Raw genomic sequence first — 19,333 nt, 5'->3', positions numbered from 1 at the left:
CCGATCAATCCTGTTCTGTGGGTGTGAGATTCACGCGCTCAGCGCGACCGGAAGCGACGCGTAGCCGCTGAGGAAGTTGGAGTAGATCCGCTGCGGTCGCCCGCAGGCCCGCAGTTCTCGCACCTGCTCGCGCATGGCGACCAGCAACGCCTTGATCTCGGCGCGTGCGAGGAAGGCCCCGAGGCAGTAGTGCGGGCCGTAGGCGAAGGTGAGGTGCTTGTTGTCGGCGCGCGCCAGGTCGACCGCGGCGGGATTGCCGAAGGCCCTCGGATCGAAATTCGCCGACGCCGTCCACAGGGTGACCACGTCACCCTCCGCGATCCGGCGGCCGTGCAGCTCGACCGATTCGGCCGCATATCGTCCGGCGTGCAGTGTCGGGGTGGTGACGCGCAGGATCTCCTCGACGGCCAGGTCGAGATCGATCTCGCCATCGCGGAACGAAGCCCACAGGCCGGGCTCGGCCAGGAACATCTGCACCGCGCCCGCCATCGCCAATCGGGTGGTCTCGTCGCCGGCCAGCATCAAGCTGTAGCAGTTCAGCACCACGTCGAACTCGTCGAGCGGTTCGCCATCGATCTCGGCGGCGACCAGACCACTGACAATGTCGCCGCGATCCGGGTCGCGGCGTTCCTCCAGCAGGTCGTAGAAGTACATCAGGATGTCGTTCTTGGCCGCGAACGCGTCCGAACGCTCGGCTGTCGCACCCGTCCCGGCGAGCGACGTGCTGGTCAGTCCGACCAGATAGGCGCGGTCGGCCTGCGGGATGTCGAGCAGATCGCACACCGTGTCGAGCGGGATCTTCTCCGCGACGGCCGCGACGAAATCGACCTCGCCCTGTTGCAGGGCCTCGCCCACGTACTGTCGGGCGGCCAGCTCGACACCCTCGACAAGGGTCGACACGAAACGCGGGGTGAACGACTGCATGACGATCTTGCGCAGCGCCGCGTGGCGCCGGCCATCAGTGACCGCCAGCATGCGCCCACCCGCCGGATCGCCGCCGGCCAGCAGGGTATCGAGGCCGTTACCGCGCTCGGACGGGAATCGGCGTACGTCGCGCAGCAGCGCCTGCACGTCCTCGTGCCGGCTGATCACCCAGAACCCGGTACCGTCCCGGTCCGGGTCGTGCCGGTACACGGGGTGCTCGTCACGCAACGTCGCCCAGTATTCGCTCAGGTCGTATTCCGCGTGCACTGCGGGCAGGCGGAGATCGACGCTGTCGATGTCCCCCGGCGCGCATTCCGACGTCGAGGTCGTCATCCGATGCTGTTTCCTTCCACGCTATTCGAAGGCGAGATCGGTGAATTCCGTCTCCCACTCGTCCAATTCGTCCTGGGACACGCTCACCAGGTCATGATCCGAGGGTGTCGTCCCGGCGACCCGATCCGTCGCCGCGTACCGGATGAACCCTTGCAGTGCGTCGGTCCACAGCCGCAACAGCCGCGCGGCCACCTGGTCGGAGATCGCCTGTGCCGCATAACCGAGTCCGAACCGGAGCACCGTGCCCGCGCCGCCGACCTGTGCGCCGCCCACCGCCTCCAGTAGATGGTCGAGCGGGAATCCGTCCTGCGCGCCACTGTCGAAAGGCCTTGTCGCATCGGCGAATTCCCAGCCCGCGAGGTCGGCGGAAGCACCGAGCCGGCCCAGGTAGTTGAACCCGATCTCGACCGGATCGGCGGCGGCCAGGATCGCCGCCGTGTCCGGGTTCACGAACCGCAGCAGGCCGTACGCCAGGTCGGTGCGACGTTGCGTCCGAACTTGCTCCTTGACCTGCCTGATGAGATCGGCGACGGCATCGCCGCCGGCGACGACGCCGTCCCAGGCCACGGCGGACGCATCCAGCCGGACCGGCACTACCGCGGTGAACCATCCGAGGGTGCGCGACAGATCGGCGCCGGGAACCAGCTCCTCGTCCCGGCCGTGCCGCTCGGTCTCGGTCACAAGTGGGCCGACCGGCCGGCCGTGTTCACGCTGCAGCCGGGTGACCGCCGCGCCCAGCGCCGTGAGCAGCACATCGTCGACGGCCACATTGAACCTCGCGGGCAGGGTCGTGAGCAGCGCCTCCGCGTCCTCGTTCGAGAGTTCTTCCCCGAGGAAGCGAGCGGTGCGCTGGGTATCCACATCGATGTCGAATGCCCGGTCGGCCACCGTCATTCGTGTTCCGCCGACCACCGCGCGCCAATGCTCGAGTTCCGCCGACACGGTCTCGGTCCGGGCCAGTGCGGCCAATTCGGCCGCCCATACCCGTAGCGGTGTGCCGACCGGCTCGAGCACGGCCGCCGACCCGGCAGCGAGGCTGGTGTAAGCGCTGACCAGGTCCGGTAGCAGGATCCGCCACGACACCCCGTCGATGACCAGGTGGTGGGCGAGCAACAGCAACCGGCCGGGCCGGTTCGGACCCGCGTCCAGCCATACGGCGTGCAGGGTGGCGCCTGCGGTGGCGTCGAGCAGATCCATGGTGTCCCGGACCATTTCGGCCAGCTCAGCGGCAGTCGGGTCACCATCGATCGCAACCCGCCGTACCGAACCCTGCGCGGGGGCAGCGTGATCGGCGATCTCGAGGCTGCCACCGTTCACGGCGCGAACCCAGTTGGCCCGGAGTACATCATGGTGCTCGACGATCGCCGCCACGGCCGCGATCAGGGCCGAGAAGTTCAGTGCCGCAGGCACTTTCAGTAGCAGTGACTGATGGAAACCGTCGCGGGGGCAGGATCGGGCGCGCTCGGCATAGCGGGCGACGATCGGAGTGATCGGCACCGGGCCGGTCGGGACGCCGTCCAGCACGGGTGTCGCACGGTCCGCCTCGACTACCGCGACCGCGGCAAGCGCGGCGGGGGTCCGGTGGTCGAACACCTCGGCCGGGCTGAACCGCAGGTGTTCTCGCCGCGCGCGGTTCACCAGCTGGATCGCCGCGATACTGTCGCCGCCGCGATCGAAGAAGGATTCCTCCACCCCGATCTCGGCGACGCCGAGCACCTCGGCGAACAGCCGGCACAACACCTGCTCGGGTCCGTCCTGCGCGGGGCGCGAGGGCTGCGATCCGGCGGTGTCGGGGGCCGGCAGCTGTGCGCGGGCCAATTTGCCGGAGCTGGTGAGCGGCAACGCATCCAGCACGACGAGACTTTGCGGCACCAGCTGCGCGGGCAGGCGCTGCGCGAGATGTGCGCGCACCGCGGCGAGATCCGGTTCGGCGCCCGGAGCCGGCACCAGATAGCCGACCAGGCGCTGACGTCCGTGCGCGTCGGGCATGCCGGCCACCGCGGACCGTTGCACGGCCGGGATGTCGGTCAGCACGGCCTCGATCTCGCCCGGCTCCACCCGGATTCCGCGGATCTTGATCTGGAAATCGGTGCGGCCCAGGTATTCCAGCGCACCTGCGGTGGTGCACCGCACCAGATCGCCGGTGCGATACAGCCGTTCGCCGGCGGCGAAGGGGTCGGCGACGAAGCGGTCCGCGGTGAGGTCCGCGCGACCCACGTATCCCCGTGCCAGCTGGACGCCGGCCAGATACAGCTCACCCGGCACCCCGGCCGCCACCGGTCGCAGCCAGCTGTCCAGCACATAGGTACCGGTGTTGTGGACAGGAGCGCCGATCGGGACCGACGTCAGATCGGCGTCGACGACCTCGTGGAAGGTCACATCCACGGCTGCTTCGGTGGGGCCGTACAGGTTGTGCACCCGGGCGCCGACCGCGGCGCGCGCTCGTCGGGCGAGCCCGGCGGGCAGCGCTTCGCCGGAGGTGATGACGTCGCGCAGCGAACCGCGGGCGGACGTTCCCGCGGCGTCGACGGTGTCGAGGAACGCGGCCAGCATCGACGGCACGAAATGGGCGACGGTGACACTGTCGTCGCGGATGCGCTGCGCGATCCGCAGCGGATCCCGGTGGGCTCCCGGCTCCAGGATGCTCACGGCGGCGCCGGTGTGCAACGGCCAGAACAATTCCCACACCGACACGTCGAACGTCACCGGCGTCTTGTGCAACACCACATCGCCCGTGCCGATGCGGTAGGCCGACTGCATCCATGCCAGCCGGTTCATGATCGCGCGGTGGGTGACGCCCACGCCCTTGGGAGCCCCGGTCGAGCCCGAGGTGAACAGGATGTAGGCGAGGTTGTCGGGGCGCAGCGGTGCGCGGCGCTCCTGCGCGCCGATCGGCACGTCGGCGTACCCCGCTGCGTCGAATTCGTCGATGCGCAGCACCGGAACGGTCAGGCTCCCGGCGAATTTCGCGCTGGTCACCACGCATACCGCGTTCGCGGCGCGGACCATCTGCTCGATTCTGGGCTGTGGGTACTCGGGATCCAACGGCACGTACGCCGCACCCGCAGCGTGCACCGCGTGCACCGCGACCAGCAGGTCCGTGGATCGTTCGAGCAGAATGCCCACCGCGACATCGGGCCCGGCGCCGCGCTCGATCAACGCGCGTGCCGTCCGGTTGACGCGTGCGGCGAATTCGCGATACGACAGCGTCTGCCCCGAGTCGAGGACTGCCGGCAGATCGGGGAAATCCTCGACGCCGGCCGCGAAGGCCGAGGCCAGGGTGGCATCCGAAGCCGCCGGCCACGGTGTGCCGGTGAGCGCCGAACTCGCCGGACCCGACCCGGCGCCGATCGCGCGCACCGGCGCTGCCGGGTTCGCGAGCATCGCATCGAGTATGGTGCCGAGCTCGTCCGCCCGCGCACGAATATCGTTCTCGCCGAACCGATTCGGCAGATAGGACCAGTCGACGCCGATATCGGCGCCGGGATGGACAACCACGGTGAGCGGATAGTGCGTGGCGTCGCGAGCCGACATCTCGAGCACCGACATGCCGTCGACGTCCCCGGCCTCCCGCAGCAGCGCCGTGGTGTCGAGCGGGAACGATTCGAAGACCAGCAGCGTGTCGAACAATGCGCCGGCGCCCGCCGCGGCCTGGATGTGCGCCAGGCCGTCCCACTGATGTTCGCGCAGGTCGGTTTGTTCGCGGTGCACGCGGGCCAGGAACGCGCCGATCGGCTCGTCCGCGCGTGGTGCGATCCATACCGGCGTCGTCGTGAGGAACAGACCCACCATCGACTCGACCCCGGCCAGGTCCGCGGGCCGCCCGGCGGAGGTACTGCCGAGGACGGCGTCCACCCGCCCGGTCGCCCGGGCCAGCAGCAGGCCCAGCGCGACCTGCAACACGGTGTTCGGCGTGGTCCCGCACGCGGCGGCCGCGGCGTTGATCGCCGCGGTGCGGTCGGCGCCGAACGTGGTGGTGAACCGGTGTGGAACGGTGTCTGCCCGGCCGTCGTGGGCGGGACCCGCCAGCAGTGTCGGTTCTGCTCCGGCGAGTGCGGTGGTCCACACCGCGGCGGACGCGATCGGGTCCGAGCGGCGCAGCCACCTCAGGTAGTCGCGGTAGGACGGGCCGCCGGTGAGCACGCCGGCCGACTCCGGTGCGGCATAGTTCGCCAGCAGCTCGCGCAGCAGGATCGGCAGTGACCAGCCGTCGATCAGGATGTGGTGCAGGGTGGCGATGAACGTCCACTGCCCGTTCTCGACCGGCACCAGGGTGAATCGCAGCAGCGGCGGTGTCGACAGATCGAACGGCGCGAGCCGGTCGCGCTCCGCGATCCCGGCGGCGGCGTCGTGGGTCAGCGTCTCCGGATGCTCGGTCCACGGCACGCTCACCGGGTCGACCACGAGCTGAACCGGCTGCCCGAGTTCATCGGTGGTGAAGGCGACGCGCAGATTGTCGTGCCGCGCGACGACCGCCTCGGCCGATCGCCGCAGCCTGGCGGTGTCGACCGAACCGGCGAGCGTGAGGACGAACTGCACGGTGTAGACGTCGACAGCGTCGTGCTGGGCGTGGAACCACATTCCGGCCTGCATGCCGGTCAGCGGCCAGACGTCGGTCACCTGTCGATATCGCCGCTGCCAGCGTTCCAGGTCCGCGGCGGCCGGCGAGGCCAGTGGGTGATGGTCGAGGGCTGCCGAATCAGGCTGGGCCGCAACATCCATCGCGGCCGCGGCCAGTTCCTCCACCGTGTGCTGTCCGAGGATCTGACGAGCGGTCAGCGCGAGTCCCCGTGTCTTGGCCCGTGATACCAGGATGATCGCCAGGATGCTGTCCCCGCCCAGGGACAGGAACGCATCGTCGAGTCCGACCCGTTCGAGCCCGAGTACCTCGGCGAAGACCTCCGCGACGGCGATTTCGATCGCGGTGCGCGGGGCGCGGTAGGCGACCTCGGGCAGCTCCGGTGCGGGGAGCGCGGCGCGATCCAGCTTCCCGGTCGAAGTCAGTGGAACACTGGTCAATTCGACGAACAGCGCCGGAACCATATGCGCGGGTAGCCGTTCGGCGACGTAGCCGGTCAGTTCGGCGTGATCGAGCCGGCCCGGCTGGGCGACGGCGATGTAGCAGATCAGCGAGGTGGTGCCCGCCGCCGTCGTGTGCGTGACGGTCGCCGCGTGCGTCACCGCGTCGAATGCGGTGACCACCGAGTCGATTTCGGCCAGTTCGATGCGGAACCCGCGCACCTTCACCTGTGAATCGGCGCGCGAGACGTATTCCAGGTCGCCGCCGGCCGCCCAGCGCACGATGTCGCCGGTGCGGTACATCCGTTCGCCGTCGCCGTACCGGCACGCGACGAACCGTTCCGCGCTCCGGCCGGGCTGTCCGAGGTATCCGCGCCCGAGATGAACGCCCGCGATGTACAGCTCACCTGCCACGCCCACCGGGACCGGCCGCAGGCGTGCGTCGAGCACCCACGCTCGGGTGCCGCGCATGGGCGGGCCCACATTCAGCGAACCCCCCGGCACGAGTGGCGCGCTCATCGTCGTGAACACCGTGGCTTCGGTGGGACCGTAGCTGTTGACGAAGTCCAGCCCGGGAATCGCGTCGGTCCAGCGGCGTACCACCTCGCCGGAGAACGACTCACCGCCGACGATGACGACGCGGACCGTGCTCACCGTTCCGGGATCGAGGGTGGCCAGCACCGACGGCGTCACCAGCATGTGGGTGACAGCGTTGCCGTCGATCACCTCGGCCAGCTCCCGGCCGCCGTAGACCTCGGCCGGGCACACCACCAGGGCCGAACTCGAGCCGATCGCCATCAAGAGTTCGGCGACGGTGATGTCGAAGGACAGCGAACCCGCGTACAGAATCCGGGAATCGACGGTCGTGCGATATCGCCGCTGCTGTTCGGCGCAGAACCCCGCCAGGCCCACCTGGCTCACGACGACGCCCTTCGGCCGCCCCGTCGAGCCGGAAGTGTAGGTGACATAGGCCGGATGCTCGAGTCGCAGCGGCCGCACGCGGTCGGCGTCGGTGATGTGGTCCGCCGAAGCCGGCCGGGCGATCAGCTCCTCGAGCAGCAGCCATGTCACGCTCTCGGGCAGGTCCGCCGGCCCCGCTTGCACGCGAATGCCGTGCCGGGCACCGGAATCCGCTACCAGCTGACGAACCCGCTCCTCCGGATACCCGGAGTCGATCGGCACGGCGGCCGCGCCGGTCTTCGCGATCGCCCAGGTCGCGATCAACGACGACATGGATCGCGGAATCGCCAGGGCCACCATGTCTTCCGGTCCGATGCCCGCCGCGATCAGCGATCGGCCGACCCGGTTGGAGAGTTCGTCGAGTTCCCGGTAGGTCAGTACGGCCGAGCCGTCGATCACGGCGGGTGACTCGGGGGCCGCCGCGACCGCCGCGGCCATCAGATCCGCGAGGACGGCCGGATGCGCCGCGGTGCTCGCGCGCCCGTATTCGGCGATCAGGTCCCGATCCTGCTCGTCGAGGATGTCGATATCACCCAGCGGCGCCGCGGGATTCCGCGCCAGCCGCTCCAGCACGAGTGCGATACGGCGCACGTGCGCCGCCACATCGGCGTGGCGATGCACGGCCGGGTTCGCCTCGAGGGCCAGCCGCAGCTCGCCGCCGGCGACGCGGTGCAGTGTCAACGCCATGTCGTCGATGGGTCCGGTGCTCAGGAAATGCATGGTCCCGAGGGCGTCGCCGACGACGAATTCCCCGGTGTACATCATGATGTTGAGCATCGGCCCGAAGTACCGCGACGCCGATCGGTCGGCGCCGGACAGCGCCAGGATCTCCGCGGCGGGGAATCGCTGGTGCCGCATGATCTCCCGGGACTGTGCCGAGAACTGCTCGACGACATCCGCTGCGGTGCGGTGGTCCGCGAGATCGAATTCGACTGGAACCAGGTTGGATTGGCAACCGGCCGAGCGCAGCGTGCCGGGTGTCGTCCGCGCCGTCACCGGCAGGGTCACGGTCAACCGCTGGGTGCGGCTGATCCGGGATGCCCACAGCGCGTACGCGACCGCGGTGAGGTCCGAGACCTTCATGCCCGCGCGGCTGATCATGTCGGTCACCGCGTTGTCGAGCGGAACCTCGCAGTAGAGATTCGTCGCACCGGCCACGGCGGCCCTGGCGCCGAGCGCCACCGGGGCCGGCATGCGGGTCATCCGGTCGGCCCAGTGTTCGCGGTCGGCGACGTAGCGCGCGCCGGCCCGGTAGTCCGCTTCGGCGGTCTCGAGGTTGATCAGTCCGCGGCGATCGTCCCGGGTCACCGCGTCGCCTGCGTGCAGGCGCGAATACAGGTCGGCGATCCGCTGCATCGCCGAGAAGGCGGCGAACCCGTCGATCACGATGTGGTGAGCCACCACGAAGAGGAAGTGCCGGTCGGCGGCGATCCGTAGCAGCGAATACCGCAATAGTGTTGTGTCGTATGAGAATTCGCAGTGCTGCGCACGCATCCACGCCAGCGCTTCGGCCTCGGGCCGATCGGCTTCGCCGAAGTCGCGGACGGGGAGCGTCAACTCCACACGGCTGTCGAGGTACTGGACCGGCAGGGTGCCCGCGGTCGGTTCGGCGAACTTGACCTGCAGCGATTCCGTCTCGTCCGCGCAGTGGGCCATCGCGCGTTCGAGTAGATCGTAGGAAACCGGACCGTCGAGTCTGATGTAAGCGGACACCGTCATCGGTGCGCCCGGATTGACCAGATGTGTTATCCAGATGAATTCCTGCGTTTTCGACATTTGCAGTCGACGAAGTCCGGCATCGGCATTGTTCAACGACACATCGATCAGAGACACGACCCCACCCGTAGAGCAAACTGACAGAATTATCAGAGAGATGTGGGCCGCGATCGCCGGGCATGTCGCTTCATGCCGCTACGATGCCCACACGGATTTTCTTCGAATCCCCACTCCCAATCTTCCCCAGATAACTCCCAGCGCCACGTTAGCACCGGACGAGGGGACCGACAAGCCGGTCATCAGCGCGGTGAGCTGCGTCACATGCGAGAGATGCCCCGGTCGGCGGTGCTATAGTTCGGATTCTGTGTGGCGTTTGCCCGAAAAGTGAGGGTTCTTCCGCTGGCGCGGGATTGAATTGGGGAGATTTTTTGTCGTCGAGCTACGCAAATACAGGAATGCTTGATTCCGGGGAAATTCCTAGCAACACAGAATCATCGCTTGTCGATCTCCTATTGCAACGTAGCAAAATCGGTCCGGCAACCGTGGTGTACGAATTCCTCGGCCGCGATGGAAGTATCGCCGACCAATTCACTTATCGGGATCTCGAATCCGAGTCGGCCCGCATTGCGTCCGAACTGGTCGCCGTCACCGATCCGCACGAACCCGTAATTCTGCTGTTCTCCGACAACAAGAGTTTCATCTGCCCATTCCTGGCCTGCCTGCGCACCGGGCGGATCGGTGTGCCGGTCCATATGCCGTCGCGCCGTCGCATCGACGGCTTGGCCGGCATCGTCGCGGACTCCGGGGCGCGGATCGTCGTCTCGACCGCAGCGGTCCAGGCCGGTATGGCCGAGGAATTCGCCAAGTCCGAGGTCTTGCGCGACCTGCGGTGGCTGCTCGCCGAGCAGGCCGTTCGAACCGCTGGGGAGCTGCCCGATCGGGTGTCGCCCGACGATATCGCCTTCCTGCAGTACACCTCCGGTTCCACCGGTTCGCCGAAGGGCGTCGAGGTGAGGCACCGCAATCTCCTGCACAACATCGAGCAGATTCGGCGCGCCGCCGACCATCATTCCGGTCGGCGCGGTGTGACCTGGCTGCCGTACTTCCACGACATGGGCCTGATCGCGGGGCTGCTGCAACCGCTGTATGTCGGCTTTCCGGTCACGGTCATGGAACCACTCGCCTTCGTCCGTGATCCCTTGCTCTGGCTCCGGGCCATCGCCGCCGCCGGCGCCGCGGGCGCTGTCAGTTCCGGCGCGCCCAACTTCGCCTTCGATCTGTGCGTTCAGCGGGTGAGCCGGCAGGACGCGGCGACGCTCGACCTCGGCAACTGGAGAGTCGCGTTCGTCGGAGCCGAGCCGATCAATCCGCAGGTGCTCGCGAGATTCGCCGAGCACTTCGCGGTCAGCGGCTTCCGGCCCGAAACCTTCTTCCCTTGTTACGGTCTCGCCGAGGCGACCTTGTTCGTTGCCGGGGGGCCGGTCGGTGCGGGAATTCGCTCGCGACCGACGCCGGCTCCCGGCCGGCCGGCCGCGGCCGGCGACGCGCTGCACGAAGTGATCAACTGCGGGCCGTGGATCGACACCGACGTTCTGGTGGTAGACCCGCTCACCGGGACTCGCTGCGCCGACGGCGAGGTCGGCGAGATCTGGCTCGCCGGACCGAGCATTCCGGCAGGCTACTGGCGGCGGCCGCAGGACACCGAGGACTGCTTCCGCGCACGACTCGCGTCAAGCTCCGCAACGGACCGAAAGTACCTGCGCACCGGCGATCTCGGGTTTGTGGCGGACAGCGAGCTCTACATCACCGGTCGCCTCAAGGACCTCATCATCGTCAATGGGCGCAATGTCTATCCGCAGGATATCGAGCGCACCGTGGAGGACGGTCTTCCAGCGGTCCGCAGCAACGGCTGCGCGGCCTTTGCCGTGCCCTCCGGTTCCGAGGAGCGCATTGTCGTGATGGCGGAACTCGATCCGCGCGGCGGCCGGGCCGAACCCGGCGCCGTGGAGGATGCCGTCAAGGTGCTCGTCGCGCGAGAACATCAGGTCACGGTGTCGCAGGTGGTGTGCCTGCGCCCCGGGAAGCTTCCTCGGACAACCAGCGGGAAGCTCCAACGGCGCCAGGCCCGCGCCGATTTCCTCGCCCAGTTCGATACCCCGGGAGACCAGTCGTGACCGCAACCGCAACCTCCGATGAGCGAACTGCGTTCGTTGTCAACGAGATTCGGAGTTGGGCGGCGGAACAGTTCCGGATTCCCCTGTCCGACATCGATACCGATCGGCCGATGGCCTTGCTCGGCCTCGATTCTCTCAAGGCCGTCGCCTTGATCCGGTTCGTGGACGAGCAGTACGGCATGGAACTCGAGATCGAGTGGTTGTTCGACGGAATCAGCCTCGCCGAACTGGCCGCCAAGATCGCGACCAGCTCCGAGCCGGCGCCCAGTGCCGTGCCGGAGAGCCGGGATCCGTTACGGGCGGCCGTCCACTCTGCCCCCGCGGCCACTGCGCCCCTGCCGGTCTCGATCCCCGCGGATCCCTCGGCGCTGCAGTTCAGTCTGTTCTTCTTCGCCAGCGATGCGGACCAGGGCCACGGGGACCCGTACCGATTGCTGCTCGACAGCAGCCGTTTCGCCGACGAACACGGATTCACCGGCGTCTGGATTCCGGAGCGGCACTTCCACAAGTTCGGCGGCCCGTTCCCCAATCCGTCGGTGCTGGGTGCGGCGCTGGCGGTGGCCACGCGCCGGCTGCGCATCCGGGCCGGGAGCGTGGTCCTGCCGCTGCACGACCCGATCCGGGTCGCCGAGGAATGGGCGGTCGTCGACGGCCTCTCCGGCGGCCGCGTGGATGTCGCGTTCGCAACCGGTTGGAACGCAGACGATTTCGTCTTCGCACCCGAGAATTACGAAGACCGCCAGGCGGTGACGTTCGAGTCCGTCGAGACGGTACGGCAGCTGTGGCGCGGATCGCCGATCGAACGGCGAAACGGTAAGGGGGACACCGTCGAACTCCGCATCGCGGCGCGCCCGATCCAGCCCGAACTGCCGGTGTGGATCACCTGCAGCGGTGGTGTGGAACGATTCCGGCAGGCCGGCGCGGCCGGGGCGAATGTCATCACCGCGTTGCTCTTCCAGGACATCACCGAGTTGTCCGGCAAGATCGAGGCGTACCGCAGCGCACGCGCCGAGAGCGGCTTCGATCCCGGCACCGGTCACGTCACGCTGATGCTGCACACCTTCCTCGGATCCGACGAGACCACGGTGCGCCGGACGGTCGAGGGACCGTTCAAACGGTATCTGGCGGACTCGGTCGATCTGTGGCGACGAGAAGCGGTCGCTCTGGACCAGCTGGACGAGCAGTCCCGGGAGACTGTGCTGGCGTACGCGTTCGAGCGTTACTACCGCACCGCTGCCCTCTTCGGCACGCCGGACAGTGTGCAGAGCCAGGTCGATGTCCTGCACGAGGCCGGCGTGAACGAAATCGCCTGCCTCATCGACTTCGGCGTCGACGACGACTCCGTCCTGGCGAGCATGCGGAGCCTGGATGCGCTCCGCGGCCGATACGAGCGGAACGTAGCGCGGTGACGCACACGGACCTCGACCTCGACACGCGTGCCCGTCAGCTGGACGGGGAGCATGTCTTCCACTCGTGGTCGGCCCAGACCGCGCTCGAGCTGCCCGTCCTGGCGGGCGGCAGCGGCTGCCGGGTCTGGGATCACGCCGGACGCAGTTGGCTCGATTTCTCCAGCCAGATGATCAATGTCAATGTCGGGCACCAGCATCCGGCCGTCGTGCAAGCGATCGCCGATCAGGCCCGGCAGCTTTCCTTCTGCAGCCCGGCGGTGGCATCGCTGCCGCGTGGCGAGGCCGCACGACGCATCACCGAGCGGGCGCCGGCCGGGTTCCGGAAGGTGTTCTTCACCAACGGTGGCGCCGACGCCGTCGAGAACGCGATCCGGATGGCACGACTGCACACCGGCCGGGACAAGGTGCTCTCGGCGTACCGCTCGTATCACGGCAATACGGGCGCCGCCGTGGCCGCGACCGGCGACTGGCGACGGCTGCCGAACGAATACTCCCGCGGCCATGTGCATTTCTTCGGTCCGTATCTCTACCGCAGCGAGTTCTACTCCACTTCGGCGGAGCAGGAGAGCGAACGCGCGCTGCGGCATCTCGAGCGCATCGTGCAGTGTGAAGGACCCGATACGGTCGCCGCGATCCTGCTCGAGAGCGTGCCGGGCACCGCGGGCGTCCTCGTGCCGCCGCCCGGATATCTGGCGGGTGTGCGTGAGATCGCCGACCGCTACGGCATCGTGCTCGTTCTCGACGAGGTGATGGCCGGATTCGGCCGTACCGGACGATGGTTCGCGTTCACCGGGCACGGTGGCGAACCCGATCTGATCGTGTTCGCCAAGGGTGTCAACTCCGGTTATGTTCCGGTCGGCGGAGTGATCATCGCCGACCACATCGCGGCAACCTTCGAGGATCGGGTGTTTCCCGGTGGACTCACCTACAGCGGCCACCCGCTGGCCGCGGCATCCATCGTCGCCACACTGGACACGATGGCCGCCGAAGGCATTGTCGCGAACGCGGACCGGATCGGCCGCGAAGTGCTCGGTCCCGCGCTCGCCGACCTGGCCGATCGGTTCCCGATGATCGGCGAGGTGCGGGGCGAGGGCGTGTTCTGGGTGGCGGAACTCGTCGCGAATCGCGATACCCGCGAGCCGATTTCCGCGGCCGTCATGGCGCGCTGCAAACGAGAACTCGCCGCGCGCGGCGTGCTGTCGCTGACCGCCGAGAACCGCATCCACGTGGCTCCGCCCTGTGTCGTCACCGACGCCGAGGTCTCCGAGGCGGTCGCCGTGCTGCACGAGGTCCTCGCACTGGCGAAAGGCTGGGTATGACAAGCGGATCGGTCGAGAACGCTGTCCGGGCGGCCATGCAGCGCGCCCGGGCGGCCCAGGCGCAGGCCGCCCGGTGGGACCAGGCCACCGTCGACGACGTCGTCGCCGCGGTCGGCTGGGTGTGCTATCGAACCGACACCGCGCGGCGGATCGCCGATCGGAGTCACGCCGAAACCGGCCTCGGCGATGCGCAGCATCTCTACGAGCTACAACGCGCACGAGTTCTCGGGCTGCTACACGACCTGCACGGTGCGGTCACCGTCGGTGTCGTCGAGGACGATCCGCGATCGGGCATCCGGAAGATCGCCAGACCCATCGGCGTGGTCGCGGTCGCGAGCCCGGCCACCGCGCCCGGGTCCGGCGTGATGTGCAATGCGCTGACGATGTTGAAGACCCGCAATGCGGTCATCTTCACCCCGAACCCCCGCGCGCACGGCGTCGCGATGGAATCGGTGAATCTCATGCGCGACGCCCTGCTGCGGCTGGGTGCTCCACCGGATCTGATCCAATGCCTGGACGTCACCGGCCGAGAAGCCGCCGAGGCGCTCATGGCCGCGGCCGATCTCGTCGTCGCGGTCGGCGGCAGTGGTGCGGTGCGCCGCGCCTACTCCAGCGGTACGCCCGCTTTCGGTGCGGGCGTGGGGAATCCGACCGTCGTCGTCGACGAGTCGGCCGACCTGGCGTATGCCGCCGAACGGATTCTGTTCGGCGCTTCGTACAACAACGGAACGTCCTGCTCCTCCGAGAGCAACGTGCTCGTGGATCGGACGGTCATCCACGAGTTCGCTGCCCAACTCGAGCGTGCCGGCGGCCATCTCTGCACCGCATCCGAGGGCGACCGGCTGGCGACCGCGCTCTGGCCGGACGGTCGGAACCTGAACCGGCAGCTCATCGGACGCCCGGTCCGGCAGCTGGCCGAGGCGGCGGGCATCGCCGTGGACCCGGCCCGCGAAGTCACCACATTGGTTGTCGCACACCCGAGTCCGCACGTCGACAGCGCCATCATGCACGAGAAGCTCGCGCCGGTGCTGACCATGTCGGCATACGATTCGTTCGATCAGGCGGCGCAGCTCGTGCGGCGCATCCTCGACAACTACGGTCGCGGACACAGTTGCGGGCTCTACAGCTCGAGCGCCGTACGAGCCGAACAATTGGCGAACACGGCCGACACGTGCCGCGTGGTCTGGAATCAGTCGACCATGACCAACTCGGGAAGTCTCGGCAGCGGCGTTCCCTACACCCAGGTGATTTCCAGCGGAAGCTGGGGAGGCTGCAGCGTTTCCGGGAACGTCACCTGGCGCGACTTCCTGAACTACACGGTCGTGTCGCGGCCGATCCCCGAGCGCGTTCCCGATCGCGAGCTGCTCTTCGGTCGCCATTTTCGTACCGACGTGGTGCTGCCCAGGCCGGTGAGCGACTCCGCGATGACGGCCTGACCGGCCCATCGGGTGGCTGCCGGACGGGCGTGACGCCGGCGGCAGCCAGCACCGTTCCGATCACGTTTCGGTCGCGGCAGGTGTTTCGGCAGCGGTTCGCTCCGGATACGGGCCTATAGAAGTTCCAGCGGCAACAGCTTCTGCATTTCGGCGGTGGTCGATGCTGACCACACTCGTGAAAGGCGAGTCGATGCGGTCTGTTCGAGTATGCGAGTGGTTGTCGGGCCGGAGCGGGTTGTTGCGGCGCGCGATGGTGAGTCTGGCATTGGCGGCGAGCCTGCCATTCCTGGCCGCCATCGGTGACGCCATGCCCGCGCGGGCGTCTTTCGATCCGTCCGGATACGACTTCTGGGTGGATTCCGCTATGGGCCCGATCAAGTCGCGCATCTTCCGCGCACAGGACGGCAACACCCGGCGGGTGGTGTACGCGCTGGACGGCTTGCGGGCGCGCAACGACCTTTCCGGCTGGGAGATCGACACCGATATCGAGCGCGTGCTGACCGCGTGGAACATCAATGTGGTGATGCCGGTCGGCGGCGAGTCCAGCTTCTATTCCGACTGGGTGGCGCCGAGCAACACCAATGGGCAGGTCACCCCGTATAGCTGGGAAACCTTCCTGACCAGGGATCTGCGTAATGCGCTGAGTGCTCGGCTGGGTTTCGACCCGCACGGCAACGGCGTGTTCGGCCTCTCCATGGGCGGTAGCGCGGCGATGGTGCTGGCAGCGTATCACCCGGATCAGTTCCGTTATGCCGCATCGTATTCCGGCTATCTCAATATTTCCGCGCCGGGCATGCGGGAGGGACTGCGGGCGGCGCTGCTGGATGCCGGCGGCTACAACATCGACTCCATGTGGGGTCCGCCGTGGAGCGAATTGTGGCTCCGCAACGATCCTTTCGTATTCGCGCCACGGTTGCGGGACAACGGTACCCGGCTCTGGATCTCCAGCGGTAATGGCCTTCCCGGTCCGCAGGACGTGGTCCACACCCCGATGGATGCCTTCAATGTCACGAATGCGATGGGGCTGGAGACGATAGCGCTCGCGAATACCCGCGCGTTCGAGGCCCGCATGGACTCGATCGGTGCGCGCAATGCGGTGTTCATCTACACGCCGGACGGTATCCACTCCTGGCGCTACTGGGCGGATGAGGTGTACCGGATGCTTCCGGACCTCAGCGCCAACCTTGGTTGAGCCGTAAGGGATTTCCCGGCGTTGCCGCGACATCACGTGCGATTCGCGATAAGGTCACCGCGACATTACGGTCTACCGTCATGGTGGAAATCGGCCAGCCATTAGCGTGACCTTGCCAACGCCTCGGAAGGTCGAATACTCTCCAGCGAGCGCAAGTGTGACCACACCGTGGAAGCGCTTCGCTCGCATCGAAGTGTCGGGATTCCTTGCGGGTGCTGATCGGGTATGCCGCAGCGGTTTTGCTGTTGCACCGGTGACTCTGTCGCCGGTGACGGCGGCTTCGCCGCGCCTGCCCGTTCGACAACTTAAAACACTGCAGTGGACAGGGCTGCGGTAGAGAAGGAGCAGTTTCCATGCGTTTCGGCAGGTCCGCCGTGCCGGCCGGGGTCTCGTCACGCCCGCGCCGCGCGAACCGCGGTTGGCGTACACGACTACTGATCGCCACGGCCGCCGCACTGGCTGTCCCGACCGCCGCACTGGCCACGCCCTCGATCGCCTCGGCCGCGCCGGCGTTCGGAATCGTGAAGCGGATGAACCCGGGTGGGTTCGACGAGCTGATGGTGCCGTCCAGCATGGGTCCGATCAAGGTGCAGGTGCGCTGGGCCGCCCACGGTGGCAGCGCCGCCATCTACATGCTCGACGGTATGCGCGCACGCGACGACCACAGTGCGTGGAACAACCCGGATGAGGGCAATGCGCCCGGCGTTTTCGCCAATGACGATGTCACCGTGGTGATGCCGGTCGGCGGTCAGTCCAGCTTCTATGCAGACTGGGCCGCGGCGTCGAACACCAACGGGCAGAAGTTCACCTACAAGTGGGAGACCTTCCTGACGAAGGAACTCCCCGCCTTCCTTGCCCAGTACGGTGTCGATCCGCACAACAACGCGATCGCCGGTCTGTCCATGGGCGGTTCGGCCGCGCTGATGATGGCCGCGTTCCACCGCGACCAGTTCAAGCAGGCCACCTCGATGTCCGGCTACCTGAACCTGTCCGCACCCGGTATGCGCGAGGCGATTCGCGCCGCGATGCTGAGCGCGGGCGCGTTCAATGTCGACGCGATGGCCGCGCCGTGGAGCCCGGCTTGGCTGCGCATGGACCCGTTCGTGTTCGCGCCGCAGCTCAAGGGCCTGCCGATGTTCATCTCGTCGGGCAACGGCATTCCGGGGCCCTTCGATCACCCGAACTCCGTCGGCTCCGTGATCGACACCGGCGACGCCATGGCCCTGGAGGCGCTGGCGATGGTCAACACTCGGGCGTTCCAGGCTCGCCTGGGGCAGCTCAAGATCCCGGCCACCTTCGACTTCGAGGGCGCCGGCACCCATTCGTGGCCGTACTGGCACGACGAGCTGACGAAGGCTCGCCCGGGCATCCTGCAGGCTCTCGGTGTGGCGGGCGCCTGACCTGGTATCCGACCGTCCCCGGGTCGTAATTTCATAGCTCCAGAACATGAGCCGGCCATCCATGAGGGTGGCCGGTTCTGTTATGCCTCCCCATGATTCGCGCCGACGGGGTAGAAAAATACTGTGACGCGAGTGGCGAGAGTTGGATGGGGGAGAGGCGGGCGCGGCGCTTGGCTGGCGGTGCTCGCGACGGCCACCACGGTAGTCCTTCTCACAGGGGGAACGGCCGTTGCGGATCCGGGAGCGGCGCAACCGCTGATGACACCCGCGATCCGGAATACGGTGTGGCTCAGCAACAGACGTGTGGCCCTGTGGGTGGACTCCCCCGCAATGGGCACCCGGATCCAGGTGCAGCTGCTGCTCCCCCGGGAATGGAACAGTAAGCCCGCCAGCAGATTTCCCGCGCTGTACATGCTCGACGGGCTGCGCGCCACCGATGATCAGAGCGGCTGGACCAAGGATGCGGGGGCGGAGAGTTTCTACGCCGACAAGAACGTCACAGTGGTGCTGCCGATCGGCGGTGCGGCGAGCTTCTACACCGACTGGAAGCAGCCCGACAATAACAAGTACTACAAATGGGAGACCTTCCTCACCAAGGAATTACCGCCACTGCTGGATCGTGATTGGCGCACCACGAATATGCGCGGGCTAGCCGGAGTATCCATGGGCGGTACCGCCGCCATGACGCTGGCGGCCCGCAACCCCGGCTTCGCCCATTACGCCGCCTCCTTCTCCGGTCTGCTCACGCTGACGACTCTGGGTATGCCCCAGGCGGTTCAGTACGCCATGCGAAGTGCGGGAGGCTACAACTCCGACCATATGTGGGGCACCGTGGACGACGCTGAATGGCGTGCCCACGATCCCTACGAGCTGGCCGAGAAGCTCCAAGGCACAAGCCTGTACGTATCGAGCGGCAGCGGCCTGGCCGGCGTCTATGACATTCCGTCCGGGATTCCCGGGGTGAGCACCAACTGGGCGGGCATGGCGCTGGAGGTGCTGTCCCGGTTCACCTCGCTGCAGTTCGTGGCGAAGCTGAACAAGCTGAGCATCCCGGTGACGGTGAATTACCGTCCCTCCGGCACGCATTCGTGGCCGTACTGGGATTTCGAGATGCGGCAGTCGTGGCCGCAGGCGGCGGCCGCGCTCGGGGTGGAGGCGGCCAAGCCGGAGTGTGCGTCCGCGGGCGCGATTCTGCCTGTGGCGCTGGCGAAGTCGTGGCTGGGCGACTGCCTGACGCCGGAGTATCCGCTGACCGGTGGTGCGGCACAGGATTTCGCGGGCGGCCGGGTGCTGTGGTCGCAGGGCTCGGGCGCGCATCCGGTGGGCGGCATGATCGGTGGCGCCTATGAGGGGGCGGCGGGACCCGGTGGCGCACTGGGCTTTCCGACATCGGACGAAACGCCCATATCTGGCGGGGTGCAGCAGACCTTCCAGCACGGCACCATCGTCTT

General features: G+C 67.6%; 8 protein-coding genes and 1 pseudogene. 7 read left to right on the top strand and 2 right to left on the bottom strand.

Annotated elements, in window-relative coordinates; all coding sequences use genetic code 11:
* Nucleotides 1-30: 30 nt before the first annotated feature.
* Together ACH438_RS16725 and ACH438_RS16720 are read right to left on the bottom strand one after the other, a co-directional pair.
* The gene (locus ACH438_RS16725; protein ID WP_397005908.1) at nucleotides 31-1,257 is read right to left on the bottom strand and encodes a cytochrome P450; all 1,227 of its coding nucleotides are present in this window, start codon (nucleotides 1,255-1,257) and stop codon (nucleotides 31-33) included.
* A 21-nt stretch (nucleotides 1,258-1,278) separates the two neighbouring features.
* A complete protein-coding gene (locus tag ACH438_RS16720) occupies nucleotides 1,279-9,069 on the bottom strand; it encodes an amino acid adenylation domain-containing protein (RefSeq protein WP_397005906.1) in 7,791 nt (2,596 codons plus the stop codon).
* A 395-nt stretch (nucleotides 9,070-9,464) separates the two neighbouring features.
* Here ACH438_RS16720 and ACH438_RS16715 point away from each other — a divergent pair, with 395 nt between their 5' ends.
* The 7 genes and pseudogenes from ACH438_RS16715 to ACH438_RS16685 all read left to right on the top strand — a co-directional run.
* The gene (locus tag ACH438_RS16715) at nucleotides 9,465-11,126 is read left to right on the top strand and encodes a fatty acyl-AMP ligase (protein ID WP_397005904.1); all 1,662 of its coding nucleotides are present in this window, start codon (nucleotides 9,465-9,467) and stop codon (nucleotides 11,124-11,126) included.
* On the top strand, nucleotides 11,123-12,535 hold the full coding sequence (locus ACH438_RS16710; protein WP_397005902.1) for a MupA/Atu3671 family FMN-dependent luciferase-like monooxygenase: 1,413 nt from the start codon (nucleotides 11,123-11,125) through the stop codon (nucleotides 12,533-12,535). Before ACH438_RS16715 ends, ACH438_RS16710 begins: the two co-directional genes overlap by 4 nt.
* Complete coding sequence (locus tag ACH438_RS16705) at nucleotides 12,532-13,854, top strand: aspartate aminotransferase family protein (RefSeq protein ID WP_397005900.1); 1,323 nt, start codon at nucleotides 12,532-12,534, stop codon at nucleotides 13,852-13,854. Before ACH438_RS16710 ends, ACH438_RS16705 begins: the two co-directional genes overlap by 4 nt.
* On the top strand, nucleotides 13,851-15,290 hold the full coding sequence (locus ACH438_RS16700; RefSeq protein ID WP_397005898.1) for an aldehyde dehydrogenase family protein: 1,440 nt from the start codon (nucleotides 13,851-13,853) through the stop codon (nucleotides 15,288-15,290). Before ACH438_RS16705 ends, ACH438_RS16700 begins: the two co-directional genes overlap by 4 nt.
* A 190-nt stretch (nucleotides 15,291-15,480) precedes the next feature.
* The gene (locus ACH438_RS16695) at nucleotides 15,481-16,482 is read left to right on the top strand and encodes an alpha/beta hydrolase (protein WP_397005896.1); all 1,002 of its coding nucleotides are present in this window, start codon (nucleotides 15,481-15,483) and stop codon (nucleotides 16,480-16,482) included.
* A gap of 353 nt (nucleotides 16,483-16,835) precedes the next feature.
* Nucleotides 16,836-17,882, top strand: coding sequence for an alpha/beta hydrolase (locus ACH438_RS16690; RefSeq protein WP_397005894.1), 1,047 nt, complete (start codon nucleotides 16,836-16,838; stop codon nucleotides 17,880-17,882).
* A gap of 123 nt (nucleotides 17,883-18,005) precedes the next feature.
* Nucleotides 18,006-19,328, top strand: a pseudogene (locus ACH438_RS16685) (alpha/beta hydrolase-fold protein); the annotation flags it as partial.
* Between the last annotated feature and the right edge of the window lie 5 nt (nucleotides 19,329-19,333).

It is taken from the genome of Nocardia sp. NPDC020380 (assembly GCF_044386975.1).
Classification (GTDB): domain Bacteria; phylum Actinomycetota; class Actinomycetes; order Mycobacteriales; family Mycobacteriaceae; genus Nocardia.
Note: the sequence above shows the minus strand (reverse complement) of the source record. Positions and strands in the feature narration are given on the sequence as shown.

Bases quoted from the DNA above. Each gene is read 5' to 3' on its own strand.
- ACH438_RS16700 (WP_397005898.1), top strand. From the start codon at position 13,851: ATGACAAGCGGATCGGTCGAGAACGCTGTCCGGGCGGCCATGCAGCGC.
- ACH438_RS16690 (WP_397005894.1), top strand. From the start codon at position 16,836: ATGCGTTTCGGCAGGTCCGCCGTGCCGGCCGGGGTCTCGTCACGCCCG.
- ACH438_RS16725 (WP_397005908.1), bottom strand. From the start codon at position 1,257: ATGACGACCTCGACGTCGGAATGCGCGCCGGGGGACATCGACAGCGTC.
- ACH438_RS16695 (WP_397005896.1), top strand. From the start codon at position 15,481: ATGCGGTCTGTTCGAGTATGCGAGTGGTTGTCGGGCCGGAGCGGGTTG.